This is a genomic window from Methylobacterium sp. Leaf89 (assembly GCF_001422215.1).
Lineage (GTDB): Bacteria > Pseudomonadota > Alphaproteobacteria > Rhizobiales > Beijerinckiaceae > Methylobacterium.
Genome location: NZ_LMML01000028.1, coordinates 318977 through 338141 on the forward strand (window position 1 = coordinate 318977; position 19165 = coordinate 338141).

Annotated in this window: 13 protein-coding genes; 9 read left to right on the top strand and 4 right to left on the bottom strand. The window is 71.6% G+C overall.

What is annotated here, in order from left to right; translation table 11 throughout:
* Positions 1-123: 123 nt before the first annotated feature.
* The gene (locus ASF18_RS12745; protein WP_156389770.1) at positions 124-1974 is read left to right on the top strand and encodes a KUP/HAK/KT family potassium transporter; all 1851 of its coding nucleotides are present in this window, start codon (positions 124-126) and stop codon (positions 1972-1974) included.
* A 132-nt stretch (positions 1975-2106) separates the two neighbouring features.
* Complete coding sequence (locus ASF18_RS12750) at positions 2107-3258, top strand: histidine kinase dimerization/phosphoacceptor domain -containing protein (RefSeq protein WP_056211660.1); 1152 nt, start codon at positions 2107-2109, stop codon at positions 3256-3258.
* Positions 3259-3294: 36 nt separating this feature from the next.
* Here the strand turns inward: ASF18_RS12750 and ASF18_RS12755 are convergent, their stop codons facing one another.
* On the bottom strand, positions 3295-4839 hold the full coding sequence (locus tag ASF18_RS12755) for a sodium:proton antiporter (RefSeq protein ID WP_056352044.1): 1545 nt from the start codon (positions 4837-4839) through the stop codon (positions 3295-3297).
* Positions 4840-4905: 66 nt separating this feature from the next.
* Positions 4906-5415 carry an OsmC family protein gene (locus ASF18_RS12760; protein WP_056211665.1) on the bottom strand — a complete coding sequence of 170 codons (510 nt, stop codon included), beginning with the start codon at positions 5413-5415 and terminating at the stop codon, positions 4906-4908.
* A gap of 176 nt (positions 5416-5591) precedes the next feature.
* Here ASF18_RS12760 and ASF18_RS12765 point away from each other — a divergent pair, with 176 nt between their 5' ends.
* The 3 genes from ASF18_RS12765 (at position 5592) to ASF18_RS12775 (ending at position 10049) form a co-directional block, all read left to right on the top strand.
* Positions 5592-6467 carry a cell envelope integrity EipB family protein gene (locus tag ASF18_RS12765; RefSeq protein ID WP_082487479.1) on the top strand — a complete coding sequence of 292 codons (876 nt, stop codon included), beginning with the start codon at positions 5592-5594 and terminating at the stop codon, positions 6465-6467.
* 186 nt (positions 6468-6653) lie between these two features.
* Positions 6654-7229 carry a PilZ domain-containing protein gene (locus ASF18_RS12770; protein ID WP_056211668.1) on the top strand — a complete coding sequence of 192 codons (576 nt, stop codon included), beginning with the start codon at positions 6654-6656 and terminating at the stop codon, positions 7227-7229.
* A 309-nt stretch (positions 7230-7538) separates the two neighbouring features.
* Complete coding sequence (locus tag ASF18_RS12775) at positions 7539-10049, top strand: EAL domain-containing protein (protein ID WP_056352047.1); 2511 nt, start codon at positions 7539-7541, stop codon at positions 10047-10049.
* 7 nt (positions 10050-10056) lie between these two features.
* Here ASF18_RS12775 and ASF18_RS12780 read toward each other — a convergent pair whose 3' ends face one another.
* Complete coding sequence (locus tag ASF18_RS12780) at positions 10057-11361, bottom strand: FAD-dependent oxidoreductase (RefSeq protein WP_056352050.1); 1305 nt, start codon at positions 11359-11361, stop codon at positions 10057-10059.
* A gap of 292 nt (positions 11362-11653) precedes the next feature.
* Here ASF18_RS12780 and ASF18_RS12785 point away from each other — a divergent pair, with 292 nt between their 5' ends.
* The 4 genes from ASF18_RS12785 (at position 11654) to ASF18_RS12800 (ending at position 17155) form a co-directional block, all read left to right on the top strand.
* On the top strand, positions 11654-12370 hold the full coding sequence (locus ASF18_RS12785) for a sulfate transporter family protein (RefSeq protein ID WP_056211675.1): 717 nt from the start codon (positions 11654-11656) through the stop codon (positions 12368-12370).
* A gap of 159 nt (positions 12371-12529) precedes the next feature.
* Positions 12530-13669: a complex I NDUFA9 subunit family protein gene (locus tag ASF18_RS12790; protein WP_056211677.1), complete on the top strand. Its 1140-nt coding sequence runs from the start codon at positions 12530-12532 to the stop codon at positions 13667-13669.
* Between the two features lie 57 nt (positions 13670-13726).
* The gene (gltX, locus tag ASF18_RS12795) at positions 13727-15109 is read left to right on the top strand and encodes a glutamate--tRNA ligase (RefSeq protein ID WP_056352052.1); all 1383 of its coding nucleotides are present in this window, start codon (positions 13727-13729) and stop codon (positions 15107-15109) included.
* 117 nt (positions 15110-15226) lie between these two features.
* Positions 15227-17155, top strand: coding sequence for an ABC transporter ATP-binding protein/permease (locus ASF18_RS12800; RefSeq protein ID WP_056352055.1), 1929 nt, complete (start codon positions 15227-15229; stop codon positions 17153-17155).
* A gap of 11 nt (positions 17156-17166) precedes the next feature.
* Here the strand turns inward: ASF18_RS12800 and ASF18_RS12805 are convergent, their stop codons facing one another.
* Positions 17167-19023 carry a LysM peptidoglycan-binding domain-containing protein gene (locus tag ASF18_RS12805; protein WP_056352057.1) on the bottom strand — a complete coding sequence of 619 codons (1857 nt, stop codon included), beginning with the start codon at positions 19021-19023 and terminating at the stop codon, positions 17167-17169.
* Between the last annotated feature and the right edge of the window lie 142 nt (positions 19024-19165).

The following is a 19165-nucleotide window of genomic DNA, read 5'->3' on the forward strand; positions in this document are numbered from 1 at the left end:
CTGGTCGGGCGGACAGCCGCCCCTACCTGCGAGCGGCAGAGCGAACCTTCGCCGTTGCCGGAGAGCGTGCCCGTGGTCCACGAGGAATCCCGTTCGGGACGGCCGGCCCTGCGCCCGGCGGTGATGCTGGGGGCGCTCGGCATCGTCTACGGCGATATCGGCACGTCCCCCCTCTACGCCTTCAAGGAGGCGGTCCGCGCCGCGAGTGCCGGGGCGCCCCCGACTCCGATCGCGGTGACGGGGGCCGTCTCGCTGATCCTGTGGTCGCTGATCCTCATCGTCTCGATCAAGTACGCCGTGCTGATCCTGCGCGCCGACAACCGCGGCGAGGGCGGCATCGTCGCCATGCTGGCGCTGCTCGGAGCCCGGAACGCCAAGCCCGGCTCCTGGGCCGGCCTTCTCCTCGTGGTCGGACTCATCGGCGCCGCGCTCCTCTACGGCGACGGCGCGATCACGCCGGCGATCTCGGTGCTCAGCGCGGTGGAGGGCCTGAAGGTCGAGGCTCCGGCCTTGTCGCGCTTCGTCGTGCCGATCACGGTGCTGATCCTGGTCGGGCTGTTCCTGGTCCAGAGCCGAGGCGTGGCCTTCATCGGCCGCATCTTCGGCCCGGTGATGTTCGTCTGGTTCGTCGTGCTGGCGTTGCTCGGTCTCGGCGGCATCTGGCATGCGCCGCAGATCCTGACCGCTCTCAACCCGCTCAAAGCCGTCGAATTCCTGACGCATGCGGGCTGGCACGTCAGCTTCGCCATGCTGGGCGCGGCCTTCCTGGCGGTCACCGGCGGCGAGGCGATGTATGCCGATCTCGGGCATTTCGGAGCCGGCCCGATCCGCGCCTCGTGGTTCGGCCTCGTGCTGCCGGCCCTGGTGATCCACTATTTCGGACAGGGCGCGCTGCTCCTGGTCGAGCCCGACGCCATCGAGAACCCGTTCTACCGCCTCAGCCCGGACTGGGCGCATTATCCGCTGATCGGCCTCGCCACGGTCGCCACCGTGATCGCCTCGCAATCGATCATCTCGGGGGCCTTCTCGCTCACCCAGCAGTCGATTCAGCTCGGCTTCCTGCCGCCGATGCGGGTGGTCCACACCGCCCGGCACGAGCGCGGACAGATCTACGTGCCGATGGTGAACTGGCTGCTCGCCGCCGCCACCCTGAGCGCGGTCCTGGTCTTCGGCTCCTCGGATGCCCTGGCCGGCGCCTACGGCATCGCCGTCGCCTCCCTGATGGCGATCACCACCCTGCTCGCCGCCCTCGTGGCACTGAAATGGGGCTACAACCCCGTGGCCGTGCTGGCGGTGAACGGGTTCTTCCTAGCGATCGACTTCGTGTTCCTCGGGGCCAACAGCGTGAAGCTGTTCGAGGGCGGCTGGTTTCCGCTGATGCTGGCGGCCGTGGTGGCGTTCCTGATGCTCACCTGGCGCAAAGGAAACCAGCTCGTCGAGTCGGCCCGGGTCGCCCTGCGCCAGCCCGAGGTCGAATTCCTGGAGCAGCTCCGGCGCGATCCGCCGATCGTCCTGCCGGGCAACGCCGCTTTCCTGTCCTCCGCCACCAGCGCCATTCCGCTGCACCTGTCCCGCTTCGTCGCGCGCAGCCACGCCCTGCACGAGCGCATCCTCATCGTGACCGCCCGCTACGAGGAGGAGCCGGCCGTCGCTCGCGATCAGCGCGCCGAGGTCATCCCGATCACGCCCGACATCACCCGCGTGATCCTGCGCTACGGCTTCATGGAGGATGCCTCGGTGCCCGACGGCCTCCGCTGCGCCGTGGATGCCAAGCGCCTGCCGGCAGAGTGCCTCGAGGATCTGACGATTTTCATCGGGCACGAGACCATCATCCCGAAGAGCGACCAGCGCGGCATGGCGACCTGGCGGGAGGAGATCTACGCCTTCCTCCTGCGCAACGCCGAGCGCACCGGCGCGCATTTCTGCGTGCCGACCCGGCAATTGGTCGAGGTCGGCACCGAGATCGAGATCTGAGCCGGGCGCGGGCCATCAACTCTCGTGCGGACCGTGCTGTATGACCTTGCGGGCAGCGCTCCGGGTGTCGCACAAGGGAGCCATGCGGACGGGCGGCCCGGCCGCGCCGAAACCGGGACGTGTAGCGTAGCGATGACCGAACTGGCGCCGAAGGCCCTGGCGATCCGCCTGCGGCAGCAGGCGATCCTCTCCGATTTCGGGGTCGAAGCCCTGCGGGCCACCGAGCTGCTGCCCCTGCTCCAGCGCGCCACCGAACTCTGTGCCGAGGGCATGGAGGCGCAGTTCTGCAAGGCGCTGGAATACAAACCGCACCAGGATTGCCTCCTCGTCTGTGCCGGTGTGGGCTGGGCCGAGGACGCGGTGGGCACCACCATCATCGGTGCCGACCTCGCCTCGCCGGCGGGCTATGCCCTGAAGACCGGCCGGCCCGTGATCTCGAACCATCTCGAGAACGAGACGCGCTTCCGCACGCCGAAGCTGATGGCCGACCACGGCATCCGCCGCGCGATCAACGTGCTGATCGCCAACCGCGACGGCAATTACGGCGTGCTGGAGGTGGACGACACCCGCGAGGGCCAGTTCGAGGAGGCCGACATCGCCTTCATGCAGGGGTTCGCCAACCTCGTCGGCGGTGCCATCGAGCGCCAGCGGGCCGAGGCACGGCTGAAGGCGGCCCTGGAGCGCCAGGAGCTCCTATCCCGGGAAATGAGCCACCGGGTGAAGAACAGCCTCGCGGTGGTGGCGGGCTTTCTCGGGCTCCAGGCCCGGGGCTCCGACAACGACGACGTGAAAAGCGCCCTCGCCGATGCCCGCACCCGGGTCGAGGCAGTGGCCCAGGTCCACGACCAGCTCTGGCGCCAGCCGAGCCTCGAGGCGATCGACGTCGCGGGCTTCCTCGAGGCCCTCTGCGCCAAGCTGCAGGAGAGCGCGCCGCGCCACCGCCTCGTCTGCCGCGCGGCGCGGATGAACATCCCCGCCGATCTCGCGATCCCCCTCGGCCTCTTCGTCAACGAACTCGTCACCAACGCGATCAAGTACGCCTACGCGGACGGCGAGGGCGAGATCAGGGTCGAGGCCCGGCCCGACGGGGCGGCCGGCCTGATCCTCGCGGTGGAGGATGACGGCGCCGGGCTTCCGGACGGATTCGATCCCACGGCGGCGCGCAGCGCCAGCCTCGGCATGCGCATCATCAACAGCCTCGCCCGCCAGCTCGGGGGCGCCCTCGCGGTCGCCCCGGACGTGCAGGGCGCACACTTCTCCCTGCGGGTGGCGCCCGTGGCCTGAGGCGTCGGGGTCGAGATGCGACTCCGCGCCCGCGTGTCAGGTCTCGGCCCGGGGCGTCGCATTCATCTCGGCCCAGTCGAACTCCTCCTCCAGCACGTAGTAGGCGTCGTCGCCGATCGTGCCGGAGCGGCGCAGGGCCAGCACCCGGTCGCGGGCCGCCTCAATGGCGCGCCGACGGGCGGCATCGGCGGGCAGCGCCTCGGAGGCGAAGCCCGTGTCGCGGGCCTCGGCCTGCTCCAGGGCGATGCAGAACTCCTCGCGCAAGGCCTCGGAGGGGGCATCCTCGGCATTCTCCAGGCTCTCCAGGGCGGCTCGGTAGGCTTCGGTGCGGCCGTGCCCGACCTCGCGCCCGACCGGGTCGTTGTCCTCCAACCCAAGCCGGCCGAGCAGGAGACGCAGGGTCAGGCCCTGGATCGTCAGCGTGCCGATGATGACGCAGAACGCGGTGAGCACGATGAGGTCGCGGTAGGGAAAGCCCGGATCGCCGTCGGGCAGGGCCAGGGCCGTGGCGATGGTGACGATGCCCCGCATGCCCGCCCAGGACACCGCGATCCCGGCCGAGAGCCCGCGGTCGCGGGTCTCGGTCCCGTCGGCTCCCAGGCGGGCGAGGTGGGCCGTGGGCAGGACCCAGAGGAAGCGCACCACCACCACGGTGAGGAACACCGCCGCGCCGACCAGCGCGTAGGAGATCTGCTGCTCCCGGGTCAGGCGCTCCAGGATCGGGCCGATCTGCAGGCCGATCAGCACGAAGGCGAGGACGTTCAGCACGAACACCGCCGTGTCCCAGACCGCGTAGGAGACGATGCGGGTGCGCGGCGGGGTGTGGCCCGGCGCGATGCGCGCCACCGTGATGGCGAAGGTGACCACGGTGAGCACCCCGGACAGGTGCACGTGCTCCGCTCCGATCCAGATTCCGAAGGCGGCCACGAACTGCAGGACGATGACGCTCGGCGCGTCGGTGGCCGGGCGCGTGGCGGCGCTGTAGAGGAGGGCGAGGACCGGCCCGGCGACGAGGCTGCCGAGGATGCCCACGAGGAAGGCCGGGCCGATCTGGCTCACCGAGAAGGTGCCGGTGACCGCCGCCGTGACCCCGAGGCGGTAGATCATCAGCGAGCCCGCGTCGTTGAGGAGGCTCTCGCCGCGCAGGATCGTCGTGAGGCGGTGGGGCAGCGAGACGTGGCGCAGCACCGACAGCGCGGCCACGGCGTCGGGGGGCGCCACCACCGCGCCGAGCACGATGCAGGCCGCCCAGGGCATGTCCGGCACGAGCCACTTCACCACCACGGCCACGGCGGCCGTGGTCGCGACCACCGCCCCGAAGGCGAGGCCGGCGATCGGGCGCCAGTGGGTGCGCAGGTCCCGCACCGAGGTGTCGTAGCCCGCATCGAGCAGGACGGGCGCCAGGAAGAGGGCCAGCGCCAGCTCCGGGTCGAGCACCAGGTTGGGCACGGCCGGGATGAAGGCGAGGCCGATGCCCCCCAGGGCCAGGAAGACGGGATAAGGGGCACCCACCCGGCGGGCGAGCCCCGCCAGGAGCACGGCGCCGAGAAGGACGCCGACTGTCCATTGAAAAATCATCATGTCGAGGGGAACGCGCCAGCACGGCCCCGGGATCATTCGCCCCGGCGCGAAACCCGGCGCTGCCGGTCAGCCCTGCGCGAGGGTGACGGCCAGCTCCGGCTTGTGGTTCAGGGTCTGGAACACGACACAGTAGCGCTCTGTCAGCTTGAGGAGCTGGTCGAGCTTGTCCGGGGGGGCGTCCGTGTCGAGGGCGAAGGTGAGGCGGATCGCGCGGAAGCCCACGGGCGCCGCCTTGTCGACCCCGAGGGTGCCGCGGAAATCGAGGTCGCCCTCGGCGCTCACCGTGCCGGACCGGAGCGCGACGCCGATCGCGGTGGCCACCGCCTTCAGGGTCACGCCGGCGCAGGCCACCAGGGCTTCGAGCAGCATGTCGCCCGAGCAGAGCTCGGCGCCGGAGCCGCCGGTGGCCGGGTGCAGGCCCGCCACCGCGAGGGCGCGCCCGGTCTCGACCTTGCAAGCGATGGCCGTGTCGTCGAGGCTGCCCCGGGCCCGCAGGGTCACCACGGCCGAGTCCGGGGCGTTGCGGTAGCGGTCCTTGATCGGGGCCTGGAGCGAGCGCAGGGTATCGGCGTCCATGGGCGTTTCCTTCTCCCGTCTTCCGGTTCTACTTCTCCGATCCGATCTAGGGCGCCCCGTCGGCGCGGCGAATGCGGACGGGGGGGGACCGAGCCTCGCGCGGGCCCGCGGGGTGCCCTATCTGAGGGGCGTCGGCGGGGCCCCTGTCCTCCGGCCCCGTCCTGTCAGGAGAGTCCATGCGTCGTCCCAGCGTGAGTGCAGCCGTCCCGAGGGCGCGGATGGCCGTCCCCGGCATCGCCGTCGGTCTCGTCCTGTTCGCGACCGGGGCAGGGGCCGCCGCGCCGATCACCCTCGCCAACCATCGGGCCGTCTACGATCTCTCCCTCGCCGAGAGCAGCGGCACGCGGGCGGTGGAGAGCGCGCGGGGGCGCATCGTCATCGATTTCACCGGGGATGCCTGCAAGGGCTACACGATGCAGACCCGCCAGGTGACCGTTCTGGAGAGTGGCGAGACCGGCAGCCGCACCTCGGACCTGCGCAACAGCACGTTCGAGAGCGGGGACGGGCGCAGCTACCGCTTCAAGACCAGCACGGTACTCAACGGCACGCCCGGCCAGGCTGTGGACGGCACCGCCGAATCGAGTTCCGACCTCCTGAAGGTCAAGCTGAAGGAGCCCAAGCGCGACCAGTTCCAGGATGCGGGCGAGGTCCTCTTCCCCACGGTGCACATGCGGCGCCTGATCCAGGCGGCCCGCGACGGGCAGAGCACCGTCTCCGTCAAGGTCTTCGACGGCTCCGACGATGGGCGCAAGGTTTACGACACCCTCGCGGTCATCGGCCGTCAGGTCCCGGCGCCGGCGGCCTCCGACAAGGCGGCCGAGCGCGACAAGCCCCTGCGGGAGGGGCCGATGGCGACCGTGCCGCGCTGGCCCGTCACCCTGAGCTATTACATTCCCGGCGAGGGCGAGCGCACGCCGATCTACGTCCTCAGCTTCGACCTCTACGAGAACGGCGTCAGCGGCGCGCTGCGGCTCAACTACGGCGAATTCGCGGTGGTCGGCGACCTCACCCGCCTCGACACCCTGGCGTCGAGCAGCGACTGCCATCCCTAGCCCGTCCGACCGGGTGAGGGGCGGGTCCGCACCGACGCGGCGTGCGAGGATTCCGAGCAGGGCCTTCTGCACGGAAATCGTGCATGGCCGGCCTTCCCGGGCCCGGTTGGATCAAATTTTCGGCGTTCGGGTAAAGGAATGTCGGGGGGCGCCCCGTCTTATGGCCTCCGCAACCTCAGGATGGCCATGGGCGAGACCCTCACAGCAACGCAGACGAGAGTGATCCTGCCTGCCCTCTGCTGGAATCGGTATCGTGCCGATTTCTACGCCGTCACCGCCGATCTCTCCGTCACGGGTCTTCGCTTCCGTTCGTCCGTCGTGCCGTCCCTGGGCGAGATCTTGTCCTGCAGCATCCGACACGCGGGCGCGATGGAAGCCCAGGTCATCGAGGGCGGCAAGGAGCAGTTCGTCACCCGGGTGATCCGCGCCGAGGCCCCGCTGCCCGTCATCGTGCGTCGCCTGCTCGACCTCGCCGCCGAGCAGAACGGCGGCGAGGTGCCCCAGCGTGTCCATCCGCGCTTCGTGCCGGATTCGCCCGACATCCTCGTCACGATGTCCTGCGGCACCCGGATCCCGGGCCGCCTCCTCAACGTCTCGGCCTCGGGCGCGGCCGTGCGGATCGACATCCGCTTGGAGCCCGGCACGCAGATCACCCTGGGCCGAACGCCGGCCACGGTCGCGCGCTGCTTCGAGGACGGCATCGGCGCGGCGTTCCTCCAGCCCCTTCCGGCGAAGGATCTCGGCCCCCACGTCCTGTTGTGACGCGCGATCTCTTCTCGTGACGCGGGAGTGCCTCCGGCCCGTCCGAGGCCGGTCCGGTTTCTGAGGCGATCAGGAGGGGGGGGCGATCCGGGACGGGATAACTGGCGACGCAACCGCTGCGGGACCGCGCGAAAGGCTACAATTAAGTTTCTATCAAATGATCGGGACTAGCCTGTGGCCTCGCCCTCCAGTCGGAGACTTGACGATGCGGTACGCGGACGATGCGACCCCGATTCCGTCAAGTCCTGTCCGGTTGGGTCGATCCGGCAGGCCCCCACTGCTGGCGATAACCTGAAGATCGCTCAGCTGATGCCGCGTCCACCTGCCCCCGTCCTCGCCTGCCCCTCCCTCGCCTCCGGGCCGCTCGTCTCCCCCGCCGCCGGGGCGCGGGTGCGCGAGGCCACGTGGGGACGCCGGGCGGGTGATCGCGTTCGCGCCTCGGCACCGGGGAGCCCGGAGCCGGCGGCCGAGGGGGCGCCGTCCCGCGCCGCGAGCCTTCGGACCAATCGCTACGATCTGGAGGCCCGCGCCGGCCATCTCGACGAGGTGCTGCAATTCGCACCCTACCTGGCCTTGACCCATACGGTGGTCGTCGGTGCCGTGCTGCTGCTCTTCTGGAGCGAGGCGCACCGGACCTACCTGCTGATCCTGTTCGGCAGCGTCGCCGGTCCCATCACCCTCGCGGCGATCGGGGCGCGGCGCTACCGCCGGCGGCGCCTGGGGGAGCGCGACGTCGTCACCGGGCATCGGCTCGCCGCCCTGTTCTCGCTGATCCTGGGGCTGGCCTGGGCCAGCATGCCGCTGATGATCCTCCCCACCGCGGGCACCCAGGACCAGACCTTCGTGGTGGCCATCGGGGCCGGCCTGATGGCCACCACCTACACCTTCGGCTCGCTCGCGCATCTCGGCCTAGTCTACTCCGCGCCGATCGCCCTGGGCAGCCTCGCCGCTCTGTTCCTTGTCGGAGGGGCCGCCAACGGGTGGCTGGCGATGCTGATGGGCGTCTATTCGGCCTTCGTCGCCTTCACCGCCGGGCGGATGGGACGTCTCTCGGAACAGCGGATCATCGATCGCGTCCGGGTCGGCGAGCAGAACGAGACGATCAGCCTGCTGCTCCATGACTTCGAGGCGAGCACCAGCGACTGGCTCTGGGAGACCGACCCAATGGGACGCCTCCAGCACGTGTCCGAGCGCATCGGCCAGGTGGCGGGCGAGGACCCGGCGATCCTACACGAGGCGCCGTTCGCGGCACTCTTTCTCGGCGTTCGCAAGCCCCGTCGGATGACCCCGGAGATCGCCGAGATCCTGGCCCTCGTCGCCGGGCGCAAGGCCTTTCGCGAGCGCGTCGTCGAGGTCACCATCGGCGGATTGACGCGGTGGTGGCGCCTCAGCGGCAGGCCCATCACCGACGGCGGCGAGACCTTCCTGGGCTTTCGCGGGGTCGGTTCGGACATCACCGACACCCGCCAGTCCGAGGCGCGGATCGCCTATCTGGCGAGCTACGACCCGCTGACGGGCCTGGCCAACCGGACCCAGTTCCAGGGCGTGGCGACCCAGCTCTGCGCCCGGGCGCAGACCGGGGGCGAGGCCTGCGCGCTGCTCTATCTCGACCTCGACGGCTTCAAGTTCGTCAACGACACCTTCGGCCATGCCCTCGGCGATGTCCTGCTGGTCCGGGTGGCCCAGCGCCTGACCGGTACGGTCCCGCCCCAGGGGCTGGTCTCGCGCCTCGGCGGCGACGAGTTCGCCATCCTCCTGCCCGGCGGCGACGAGGATGCCCTGACCGAACTGGCCCGGCGCCTCATCGCGGCCCTGAGCACACCCTACACTCTCGACGGGGTTCAGGTGGAGATCGGCGCCAGCGTCGGCCTCGCCCTAGCGCCGCGCGATGCGCACAGCCCCGAAGGCCTCCTCAGCAAGGCCGATCTCGCCCTCTACAGGGCCAAGGCCACCGGCCGCGGCAAGGTCCGGGTGTTCTCGCCCGACCTCGAGGCGACGATGCGCCTGCGGCGCGAGCTCGAGGTCGATCTCAAGCGGGCGGTGGCGCAGGGCGAATTCAGCCTGCACTACCAGCCCCTGGTGGGTCTGGAGGACGGTCGGGTCCGTACCTTCGAGGCCCTGCTGCGCTGGACCCGCGGCGCCGGCGGCCCGGTCTCCCCCGCCGATTTCGTGCCCGTCGCCGAGGCCTCGGGCCTGATCACCGAGATCGGCCGCTGGGTCCTGATGCAGGCCTGCCGGGAGGCCGCGCGCTGGCCCGACGACATCCGGCTGGCGGTGAACCTCTCGCCGATCCAGTTCCGGAACACCGACCTCGTCGCCGACGTGACCCAGGCGCTGGAGGCCAGCGGGCTGAGGCCGGAGCGCCTGGAGATCGAGGTCACCGAGTCGGTGTTCTTCGAGATGAACGCGACGACCATCGCCAACCTCAACGAGTTGCGCGCCCTGGGCATCCGCGTGGCGCTCGACGATTTCGGCACCGGCTACTCGTCGCTGAGCTACCTGATCCGGTTCCCGGTGGACAAGATCAAGATCGACCGCTCCTTCATCAAGGACATGGACAGCCGACCCGAATGCCTGGCGATCATCGAGGCGATCCTGACCCTCGCGCGCAAGCTCTCGATCACCGTCACCGCGGAGGGCGTCGAGACGAGGGAGCAGGCGCAGATGCTCAGGGCGAGCCGCTGCGACGACATCCAGGGCTTCCTCTTCAGCCCGGCCCGACCGGCCGACGAAATCCCCCACCTCATCGCATCCCTGCCGGTGCGCTTCGGCGAGATTTTCCCCCTCCTGCCCCTGATGTTCCGCCGGGCGCCGGCCTGAGGCCGTCCTAAGCGCGCAGGCGCTCGGCCACCGCCGCGGCGGCCCGCGCGCCCTCCGCATAGGCGCCCCCCGCCGTGCCCCATTGCAGGCGCGACAAGGCCTCGCCGGCGAACCAGATCCGGTCCGCCACGGGCGCCTGCAGGCGGACCCGGGCATCGGCATGGCCCGGCGGCACCACGGCCCAGGATCCGCGCGCCCAGGGGTCGTGGCGCCACGCGCTCACCGCCGGGATGCTCAGGTCGTGCAGGGCGCGGGCGCCGACATGTGCGGCGAGCGTCGCCCGCACCAGGTGGCGGACCCCGTCCGGCCCGGCCCCACGGGCGTCGAGGGCGGCGGCCATCGGCGCATCGAGCTCGAAGAAGTGGAACGGCGTGCCGTCGATCCGGGTGAGGAGGCCCGGGCTCGCCTCGCGCCCGCCGACGAGGCTCGCGAGCCGGTCCGCCCCCCGGAATGGGCAGGAGGGCCAGTGCAGCACCGCATGCTCGTAGATGCCGGTGGCGAATCCCGTGATCGCGTCCGCGACCTCCGGGGGAAGGACGGGGGTGAAGAGAGGCGCGGCCCGCAGCACCATGGTGGGTATCGTGACGATGACGGCCCGGGCCGCGAAGCTCCGGGATCCCGTGTGCACCCGTACGCCCGCGCCCGACCAGTCGATGCCGGTGACCGGCGTCCCAAGGGCGATGGGCAGCCCCTGGGCGAGGCGGGCGAGATAACCGCCGTAGCCCCCGGCGATGAAGCGGTTGTCGCCGTACTCCATGCTGGGAAAGTCCTGGAGCGAGACGCGGGCGAGGGACTGCCCGGAGACCAGGCCGTGGACGCGCTCGACCCGCCGGCCCCAGGGTCCGAGGCCCGGCGGCAGGGCGGTGGCCGCTGGCCGGTCCGGCCCGGCCCAGCCCGCCTGGGTGCTCATCGCCCGGTCGGCCACCGCGAAGGCACGGCCGAGGGCCGCCGCCTCCGCCGGCCGGCCGCGCCGGCGCCCGACCCAGAGATGGCTCTCCTGGGCCGCCATCCGCAGGGGCTCCCCCCGCTGGGTTCCGAGCCGCACCAGCGGGTTGATCGGCCCCGCATGCAGCCAGTGCCCGCCGAGGTCGACGGCGTGACCCCGCAGGGAGACCGTGACGAGGCGCCCGCCGACCCGGTCGCGCGCCTCCAGGACCGCCACCCGGACGCCCAGGGCCGCGAGGCCGCGCGCCGCCGCGACGCCGGCGGCGCCCGCCCCGACGACGATGACCTCCGGATCGTCGGGCAGGGGGGCCAGGCGCGGCGCGATGCTCGGGCGCCAGCGTTCGTGCTCGGGGCGGGACGTCCGCATGGATGACGGTCTCGTTCCTGTCGGCGAAGGATGGCGATGGGCCTAGCAGAGGGCGGTGCCGGGCGACACCGTGCGACCGGTCGCACGCCGGTCACACGCCAGAAAACTCGGGCGTCCAGGGTCGGCGCCGCGAATCGCCCGTCCGCCGCCCGGCGGGACGGGTGGTGCAGCGATGGCCCGCACTTGCGCCTGCGCACGGCCATCGCCAGAACCTCGGGACACGGCGCGCGCGGGGGCGACGCAGGCCGGGACCTCACGAACGGATCGATCCACGACCACGGGATACCCAGGTATGCTCATCCAGGCCGCCTTCGCCGCCGTCCGGCAGGTGTTCTCAGCCCCCTTGCGCGCGATCCTGTGGAAGTCCCTCGGGCTCACGGTGGGCATCCTCGTGCTCGTCTGGTTCGGACTGACGCGGGCGATCAACTGGTTCCTGTCCCAGCACCATCTCTCGGTGGATTATCCCTTCCTCGATACCCTGGCGGTGTTCTTCGCCGGGGCCGGCCTGTTCGTGGGCCTCGCCTACGTTATGCCGGCGGTGTCGATCCTGGTGGCGGGCTACTTCCTCGACGACGCGGCCGAGATCGTCGAGCGCACGGACTTTCCGGGCGAGCCGCCCGGCCTCGCCCTGCCCCTCGGCACCGCGATGTTCTACGCCGTCCGCTTCGCCGGCCTCGCCCTGTTGGTGAACCTCGTGGCGCTGATCCTGTTCTTCGTGCCGGGGGTGAATCTCGTCGCGTTCTTCGGGGCCAATGCCTACCTGCTGTCGCGGGAGTATTTCGAGCTCGCCGCCGGACGCTTCCGGCCGATGGCGGAGGCCGGCGCCATGCGCCGCCACTACGGCGGCACCACGCTCCTCGCCGGCGTGCTGCTGGCCGGCCTGATGGTGGTGCCGGTGCTCAACCTCGTCACCCCGCTCTTCGGCATCGCCCTGATGGTGCACGTCCACAAGGGCCTCAGCCGGCGCACCCCGGTCGCCGGACCGCAGCCCCAGCCGCGCCTGCGCTGAGGCTCCCCCGGAGCTGCCGAGGGCCGAATTTCATCGTTCGGCCTCCCGTCTGGCCTGGAAGTGGTCTAGATACGCTGCACCAGGCTCAAGGACCGGCGCCGATCCAAGCCCCGCAGGGGCCGGACCAGCGCGGGGGCCGCTTTTCGAGACGCACGAGCGATGACCGGCTTCGAGACCCTCCCCCTGACCCGCCCCGCCTCGCAGCTCGTCACCGTGTTCGGCGGATCGGGCTTCCTCGGGCGCCACGTGGTGCGGGCGCTGGCCAAGCGCGGCTACCGGATCCGGGTGGCCGTGCGCCGGCCCGACCTCGCCCTGTTCCTGCAGCCCCTCGGCAAGGTCGGCCAGATCGTCGCCGTCCAGGCCAACCTGCGCTACCCCGACTCGATCGCCCGGGCGGTCCACGGCGCCGACATCGTCGTCAACCTCGTGGGCATCCTCCAAGAGACCGGCAAGCAGACCTTTTCGCAGCTGCAGGCGGAAGGCGCGGGCGAGATCGCCCGGGCGGCGGCCGCCGTCGGCGCGCCCCTGGTCCACGTCTCGGCCATCGGCGCCGATGCACACTCGCCCTCGCAATACGCCCGCACCAAGGCCCTCGGCGAGGCCCGGGTCGCCGAAGCCGGCGGTCCGCACGTGATCCTGCGGCCCTCGCTGGTGTTCGGCCCCGGCGACAGCTTCTTCAACCGCTTCGCCGCCCTGGCCCGTGCCCTGCCGGTGCTGCCGCTGGCCGGCGCCGCGTCGCGCTTCCAGCCCGTCTACGTGGCCGACGTGGCCGAGGCGGTGGCCCGCGCCGTGGAGGGCCACGTGCCCGCCGGCAAGGTCTACGAACTCGGCGGCCCGGAGGTCGAGACCCTGGAATCGCTGGTGCGCTACATGCTCAAGGTCACGATGCGCAAGCGCGTGGTCCTCGGCCTGCCGCAGCCGGCCGCGATGTTCCAGGCCCGCGCCCTCGAGGTGGTCGACACCCTCACCCTCGGCCTCCTGCCGGACAGCCTGAAGCTCACCCGCGACCAGGTCGTCCTGCTCCAGAACGACAACGTCGTCTCCGAGACGGCCAAGGCCGAGGGGCGTACCCTGGAGGGCATCGGCCTGCAGCCCACCGCCATGGAGGCGGTGGTGCCGGGCTACCTCTGGCGCTTCCGCAAGGCGGGCCAATTCGCCAAGATGCAGGAGTTCGAGAGCGCCATCCCCGAGACCCTGACGCCGAAGCCCTTCGTGCCGCGCAGCGGGAGCGGACCAGCCCTCGGGCCGGATTCGAATGCCCCGAGCCGGATGGGCGTGAGATGGGGCACCCGGGGCTGAGGCTTTCGCCCGTCACCGGAGTCCTCAGGGCCGGCGAAATGGTCTAGAGGGCGCCTCATGACTCACGCCACCTCGCCCCAGGCCGACACGCCCCGCGCCGGCGCGCCCCTCGTGCGCTTCGCGCCCTCGCCCACCGGCTACCTGCACATCGGCAACGCCCGGCCGGCGCTCCTCAACGCGCTCTTCGCGCGGGCGCGGGGCGGGCGCTTCCTGCTGCGCCTCGACGACACCGACCGGGAGCGCTCGACGCAGGCCTTCGCCGACGCGGTCTCCGAGGACCTCGCCTGGCTCGGGATCGTGCCCGACCTGTTCGCGCGGCAATCCGACCGGGTGGCGGTCCACGATGCGGCCGCCGAACGCCTGAAGGCGATGGGCCGGCTCTATCCCTGCTACGAGACGCCGGAGGAGCTCGAGCGCCGCCGCCGGCGCCAGCTCGGGCGTGGCCAGCCGCCGATCTACGACCGGGCCGCCCTGACCCTGACGGAGGCCGAGCGGGCTGCCCTGGAGTCGGAGGGGCGCACGCCGCACTGGCGCTTCAAGCTCGACGCACGCACGGTGGCCTGGGACGACCTCGTGCGCGGCCCCGCCCATGTCGACTGCGCCTCGCTCTCCGATCCGGTGCTGATCCGGGCCGACGGCAGCTACCTCTACACCCTGCCCTCCGTGGTCGACGACGCCGAGATGGGCGTCACCCACGTCATCCGGGGCGAGGACCACGTCACCAACACCGGCGTGCAGGTGCAGATCTTCGAAGCCTTGGGCGGCGCGATCCCGGTCTTCGGCCATCACAACCTCCTGACCACCGCGGACGGGGAGGGGCTCTCGAAGCGCCTCGGCCACCTCTCGCTGCGCGGCCTGCGCGAGGCCGGCTACGAGCCGGGCGCCGTGCGCTCGCTGGCCGTGCTCACCGGGTCGGCCGAATCGGTCCGCGCTGTGGCGGGCCTGGACGAGCTCGCCGGACTCGTCGACCTTGCACAGATTTCGCGGGCTCCGGCGAAGTTCGACCCGCACGAGCTCGACGGGCTCAACGCCCGCCTCGTCCACGTCATGCCCTATGCGGAGGTCGCCGACCGCCTCGCGGCGCAAGGGGTCGCGTCCGAGCGCGCCGCGGCGTTCTGGGAGGCCGTGCGGCCCAACCTCGCCAAGGTCTCGGAGGCGGGCGACTGGTGGCGCGTGGTCACGGGCCCGGTGAGCCCCGTCATCGCCGACCCGGCCTTCATCGGGGCCGCCGCCGCGCTCCTGCCGGCCGAGCCCTGGGACGGGGAGACCTGGAAGGCCTGGACGGGGGCCGTGAAGGCCACCACGGGGGCCAAGGGCAAGGCGCTGTTCATGCCGCTGCGCCTCGCCATCACCGGCCTGGAGCACGGGCCGGATCTCGCCGGCCTGCTGCCGCTGATCGGGCGGGACGTGGTGCTCCGCCGGCTGGCGGGAGAGGGCTGACGGCGGGTCCCTGCGGTGCATGCAGGCCCGACCCGCCGGCACCCGTGACTGTCGCTGGCCGGGCGGGGCGCCTATATCCGGGCCCGACGCCCTCTTCATCCCGAGTTCCTGACCCGAATGAGCACCGATCCCGCCCCGGCGGCACCGGCCGCGGCCGCGCCGCCCGCGCGCCCCGGCCTCGTCGCCACCTATCGCCGCCTCTGGCCCTATCTCTGGCCCCACGGCCGGCCCGACCTGCAGCGACGCGTCTTCCTCGCCTTCGGCCTGCTGATCGTCGCCAAGTTCGTGACGATGGTGACGCCCTTCACCTTCAAGTGGGCCACCGACGCCCTGGTGGCGCTGACCGACCCCAAGCCGGGTGCGGCCATCCCCACCGGGCTGTTTGCCGCCCCGATGCTGCTGATCGGCCTCTACGGCCTGTCGCGCATCCTCATGGCGGGTCTGACGCAGGTGCGCGACGGGCTGTTCGCCAAGGTGGCGATGCATGCGGTGCGCCGCCTCGCGCTCCAGACCTTCGAGCACATGCACCGGCTCTCCCTGCGCTTCCATCTGGAGCGCAAGACCGGCGGCCTGACCCGCGTGCTGGAGCGCGGGCGCGGCGGCATCGAGGAGCTCTCGCGCCTGATGGTGCTGACGCTGGTGCCGACCATCGTCGAGTTCCTGCTCGTGATCGGCGTCCTCGCCTACGAGTTCGACTGGATCTACTCGGTGGTCGTGTTCGTGATGGTGGCGGCCTACCTCGCCTTCACCTGGAAGGCGACGCAGTGGCGCATCGAGATCCGGCGCCGGATGAACAATTCCGACACCGACGCCAACACCAAGGCTGTGGATTCGCTGCTGAACTTCGAGACCGTGAAGTACTTCGGCGCCGAGCGGCGGGAGGCGGAACGCTACGACGTCTCGATGGCCAAGTACGAGAAGGCCTCGACGCAGACCTACGTCTCGCTCGCGGTGCTCAACGCCGGCCAGGCAGTGATCTTCACCGTGGGCATGACCATCGTGATGTGGCTGGCAGCGCGCGACATCATGGCGGGGCGTACCACCCTCGGCGGCTTCGTGCTGGTCAACACCATGCTGGTGCAGCTCTCCATGCCGCTCAACTTCATGGGCATGATCTATCGCGAGATCAAACAGGCGCTGATCGACATCGACGACATGTTCCAGATCCTGCACCGCAACCCGGAGATCGCCGACCGGCCGGACGCGCTGCCGCTCGCCGTCTCGGACGGCGTGGTGCGGTTCGAGGACGTGCGCTTCGCCTACGACCCGGCCCGGCCCATCCTCAAGGGTGTCAGCTTCGCGGTGCCCGCGGGCAAGACGGTGGCGATCGTCGGCCCTTCGGGGGCCGGCAAGTCGACCCTGTCGCGCCTGCTGTTCCGGTTCTACGAGCCGCAGGGCGGCCGCATCCTCATCGACGGCCAGGATATTTCGCGGGTCCGGCAGGCCAGCCTGCGGGCGGCCATCGGCATGGTTCCGCAGGACACGGTGCTGTTCAACGACACCATCGGCTACAACATCCGCTACGGCCGCTGGGACGCCACCCCGGCGGAGGTGCGCGCCGCCGCCGCCCTGGCGCAGATCGACCGCTTCATCTCCGCCCTGCCGGAGGGCTACGACACGCCCGTGGGCGAGCGTGGCCTGAAGCTCTCGGGCGGCGAGAAGCAGCGCGTCGCCATCGCCCGGACCATCCTGAAGGGACCGCCGATCCTCGTCCTCGACGAGGCGACATCGGCCCTCGACTCCTTCACCGAGCGCGAGATCCAGGATGCCCTCGACACCGTGAGCCAGGGCCGCACCACCCTGGTCATTGCTCACCGTCTCTCCACGGTGGTCAATGCGGACGAGATCATCGTCCTCGACAAGGGGGTGATCGTCGAGCGCGGCGACCATGCCACCCTGCTGGAGCAGGACGGCGTCTATGCTTCCATGTGGAGCCGTCAGCGCGAGGCCGACGCCGCCCTGGAGATCCTCCAGCGCAGCGAGGCGGCGCTGCCGGTGCCCAAGGAGCGACCGGCCCTCGTGCCGGAGCCGGCGCCCGCCGCGTAGGGGCCGCGCCGTCAGCCCCGCTTGTCGGGTTGCGGAACCGCCGCGGTGCCGTCGGTGGGCAGGACGAAGATCTGGCCCGGATAGATCAGGTCGGGATTGCGGATCTGCGGCTGGTTGGCGTCGAAGATCACCGTGTAGCGCGTGCCCTTGCCATAGATGCGCCGGCTGATCTGCCACAGGCTGTCGCCCCGGATGATCGTCGCGGTCCCGATCTCCGGGACGAAGACCGTCGGGCTCCGTTCCGCCAGAGCCGGGGTCAGGGCCTGTCTCTGGGCGGGTGTCTGGGGCGGGGCCGGGACAGGGCTTCGCAGCGCGGGCGCCTCGGCCTGTGCGGTGGCGGGCGGCGTGACCGAAGCGGGGCGCGGCGGAACCTGCGGCGACGGCGGCTGCGGGGAAGCCTCTCGCGAGGGCGAATCTTGCGACGTCCGTGCTTGCTGCGCCGGGGTGCGCGCGGGGGCTGCGGACGGTGCCGGCGTCGGGGCCTGGGGCGTTCCGGTCCCGGAATTCGCGGGCGGGAGCGCGGCGGGCGCCTGGGGGGCCGCTGCCCGGGGCACGGCCGCCGGGGGCAGTGTCGCCGGGTTCTCCGGCGTCCCCAGGCGTGCGACCGGGCCCGGTGCCGGCGGATTGCCCGGCTGCGCGACGGCCGGCCCGCCCTCGGGCGGCCGGCCCGCCCCCGGTGCCGCCGGCTTGGTCACCGCCGCGGGCACGTTGAAGGCGACCTCGGAGCGGGTCTTCACCTTGCCGGAGACGGGATCGACCTGGTCCACCCGGACCTTGTAGTCGCCCGGACGGACGCCGCGCCCGATGGTGAAGGCCACCCGGCCGTCGGCGCCGGCACTGCCGGGCGCCACCAGGGCGTCGTTCAGATAGAGCCGCACGGTGGCTCCGGGTGGGGCCTGGCTCGTGACGTAGAGCCGTCCGCCCTCTTCCGCCTCGACGCTGACGATCTTCACCGGCCCGGTGCGGTCCGCGTCGGTCTTGCCGGGGCGGGTCTGCGCCGTCGGGGCCGGATTCCGGGGCGCGCGGCCGTCGGGCATGGTCGTTGCGAGGGTGCCATCGGCCTTGCCGCTCCGGCCGGCCTCGGTCTTATCCGGGAGATTTTTGCCCGAGGCGCCCTTGCTCGAGTCCATCCTGTCCGGTTCGGTTTTGCCCGAGGCGGCTTTCCCCGTCTCGGTCCTGGCCGCATCGGCAAGGGTGGTCCCCGGCGTCGCCGGAGCCGGGTCCGGCTGCGAGAGCACGATGGTGGGCTTGTCGGGGGAGGTCAGGGCGATGAGGGGCTTGGCATTGCGATGGGGCGAGACCACCACCGCCACGCTGTCGCGCGAGATCCGGGCCTGACCGTCGGCACCGAGCACCCGCAGGGTGATCTCACTGCTGCCGGTGGGCAGGGCGGGGGGCACGATGGCGAACTGGCCGGAGGGGTCGACGAGCGCACGGGCAATCGGCTCGTTGTCGCGCAGAAGCTCGACGGTGGTGTTGGGCGCGGCCCGCCCGGCGATCACCGCCTCGCCATTGGGCTCGATCCGGATGATGTCGAAGGTCGGCGCCTCGCTGCCCGGCGAGGTGCCCGAGGCCTGCGCCGACGGCTGGCCCGGGCCCAGGGCCGCCAGGGGCTTTCCCGCCGGCGCCGTCCCCTCCCCGGGGCTCGCATCCCGCCGGACCGGCGGATTCGGCTCGGCCGCGCCGTCGGTCCGGGCTGGGGGCTTGCCGGTGGGGGGGGCGCTCTCCTCGGGGGCGCCGGAGCCCGCCGGGGATCCGAGGCCGCGCTTGAACAGGGTGCCTGCGCCGTAGAGGGTGACCACGAGGGCAAAGCCCGCCAGAAGCCCCACGCAGGCGAGGAAGATGCTCCGTCGCAACTCCGCCCTCATGACACGCCACTCCTTCGTCCACCGGCACGGCGGCCGAAATTCCATCGCCGCGGGATCGGGCCCGTCGACAAACCGGCGATTGATGGCGACATATTAGCGAACATGATCGGATCACCAAATCATACCCGCCGGATCACGGCCG

Coding starts and splice junctions, on each gene's coding strand:
- ASF18_RS12745 (WP_156389770.1), top strand. CDS start 124: ATGCTGGGGGCGCTCGGCATCGTCTACGGCGATATCGGCACGTCCCCC.
- ASF18_RS12750 (WP_056211660.1), top strand. CDS start 2,107: ATGACCGAACTGGCGCCGAAGGCCCTGGCGATCCGCCTGCGGCAGCAG.
- ASF18_RS12755 (WP_056352044.1), bottom strand. CDS start 4,839: ATGATGATTTTTCAATGGACAGTCGGCGTCCTTCTCGGCGCCGTGCTC.
- ASF18_RS12760 (WP_056211665.1), bottom strand. CDS start 5,415: ATGGACGCCGATACCCTGCGCTCGCTCCAGGCCCCGATCAAGGACCGC.
- ASF18_RS12765 (WP_082487479.1), top strand. CDS start 5,592: ATGCGTCGTCCCAGCGTGAGTGCAGCCGTCCCGAGGGCGCGGATGGCC.
- ASF18_RS12770 (WP_056211668.1), top strand. CDS start 6,654: ATGGGCGAGACCCTCACAGCAACGCAGACGAGAGTGATCCTGCCTGCC.
- ASF18_RS12775 (WP_056352047.1), top strand. CDS start 7,539: ATGCCGCGTCCACCTGCCCCCGTCCTCGCCTGCCCCTCCCTCGCCTCC.
- ASF18_RS12780 (WP_056352050.1), bottom strand. CDS start 11,361: ATGCGGACGTCCCGCCCCGAGCACGAACGCTGGCGCCCGAGCATCGCG.
- ASF18_RS12785 (WP_056211675.1), top strand. CDS start 11,654: ATGCTCATCCAGGCCGCCTTCGCCGCCGTCCGGCAGGTGTTCTCAGCC.
- ASF18_RS12790 (WP_056211677.1), top strand. CDS start 12,530: ATGACCGGCTTCGAGACCCTCCCCCTGACCCGCCCCGCCTCGCAGCTC.
- gltX (WP_056352052.1), top strand. CDS start 13,727: ATGACTCACGCCACCTCGCCCCAGGCCGACACGCCCCGCGCCGGCGCG.
- ASF18_RS12800 (WP_056352055.1), top strand. CDS start 15,227: ATGAGCACCGATCCCGCCCCGGCGGCACCGGCCGCGGCCGCGCCGCCC.
- ASF18_RS12805 (WP_056352057.1), bottom strand. CDS start 19,023: ATGAGGGCGGAGTTGCGACGGAGCATCTTCCTCGCCTGCGTGGGGCTT.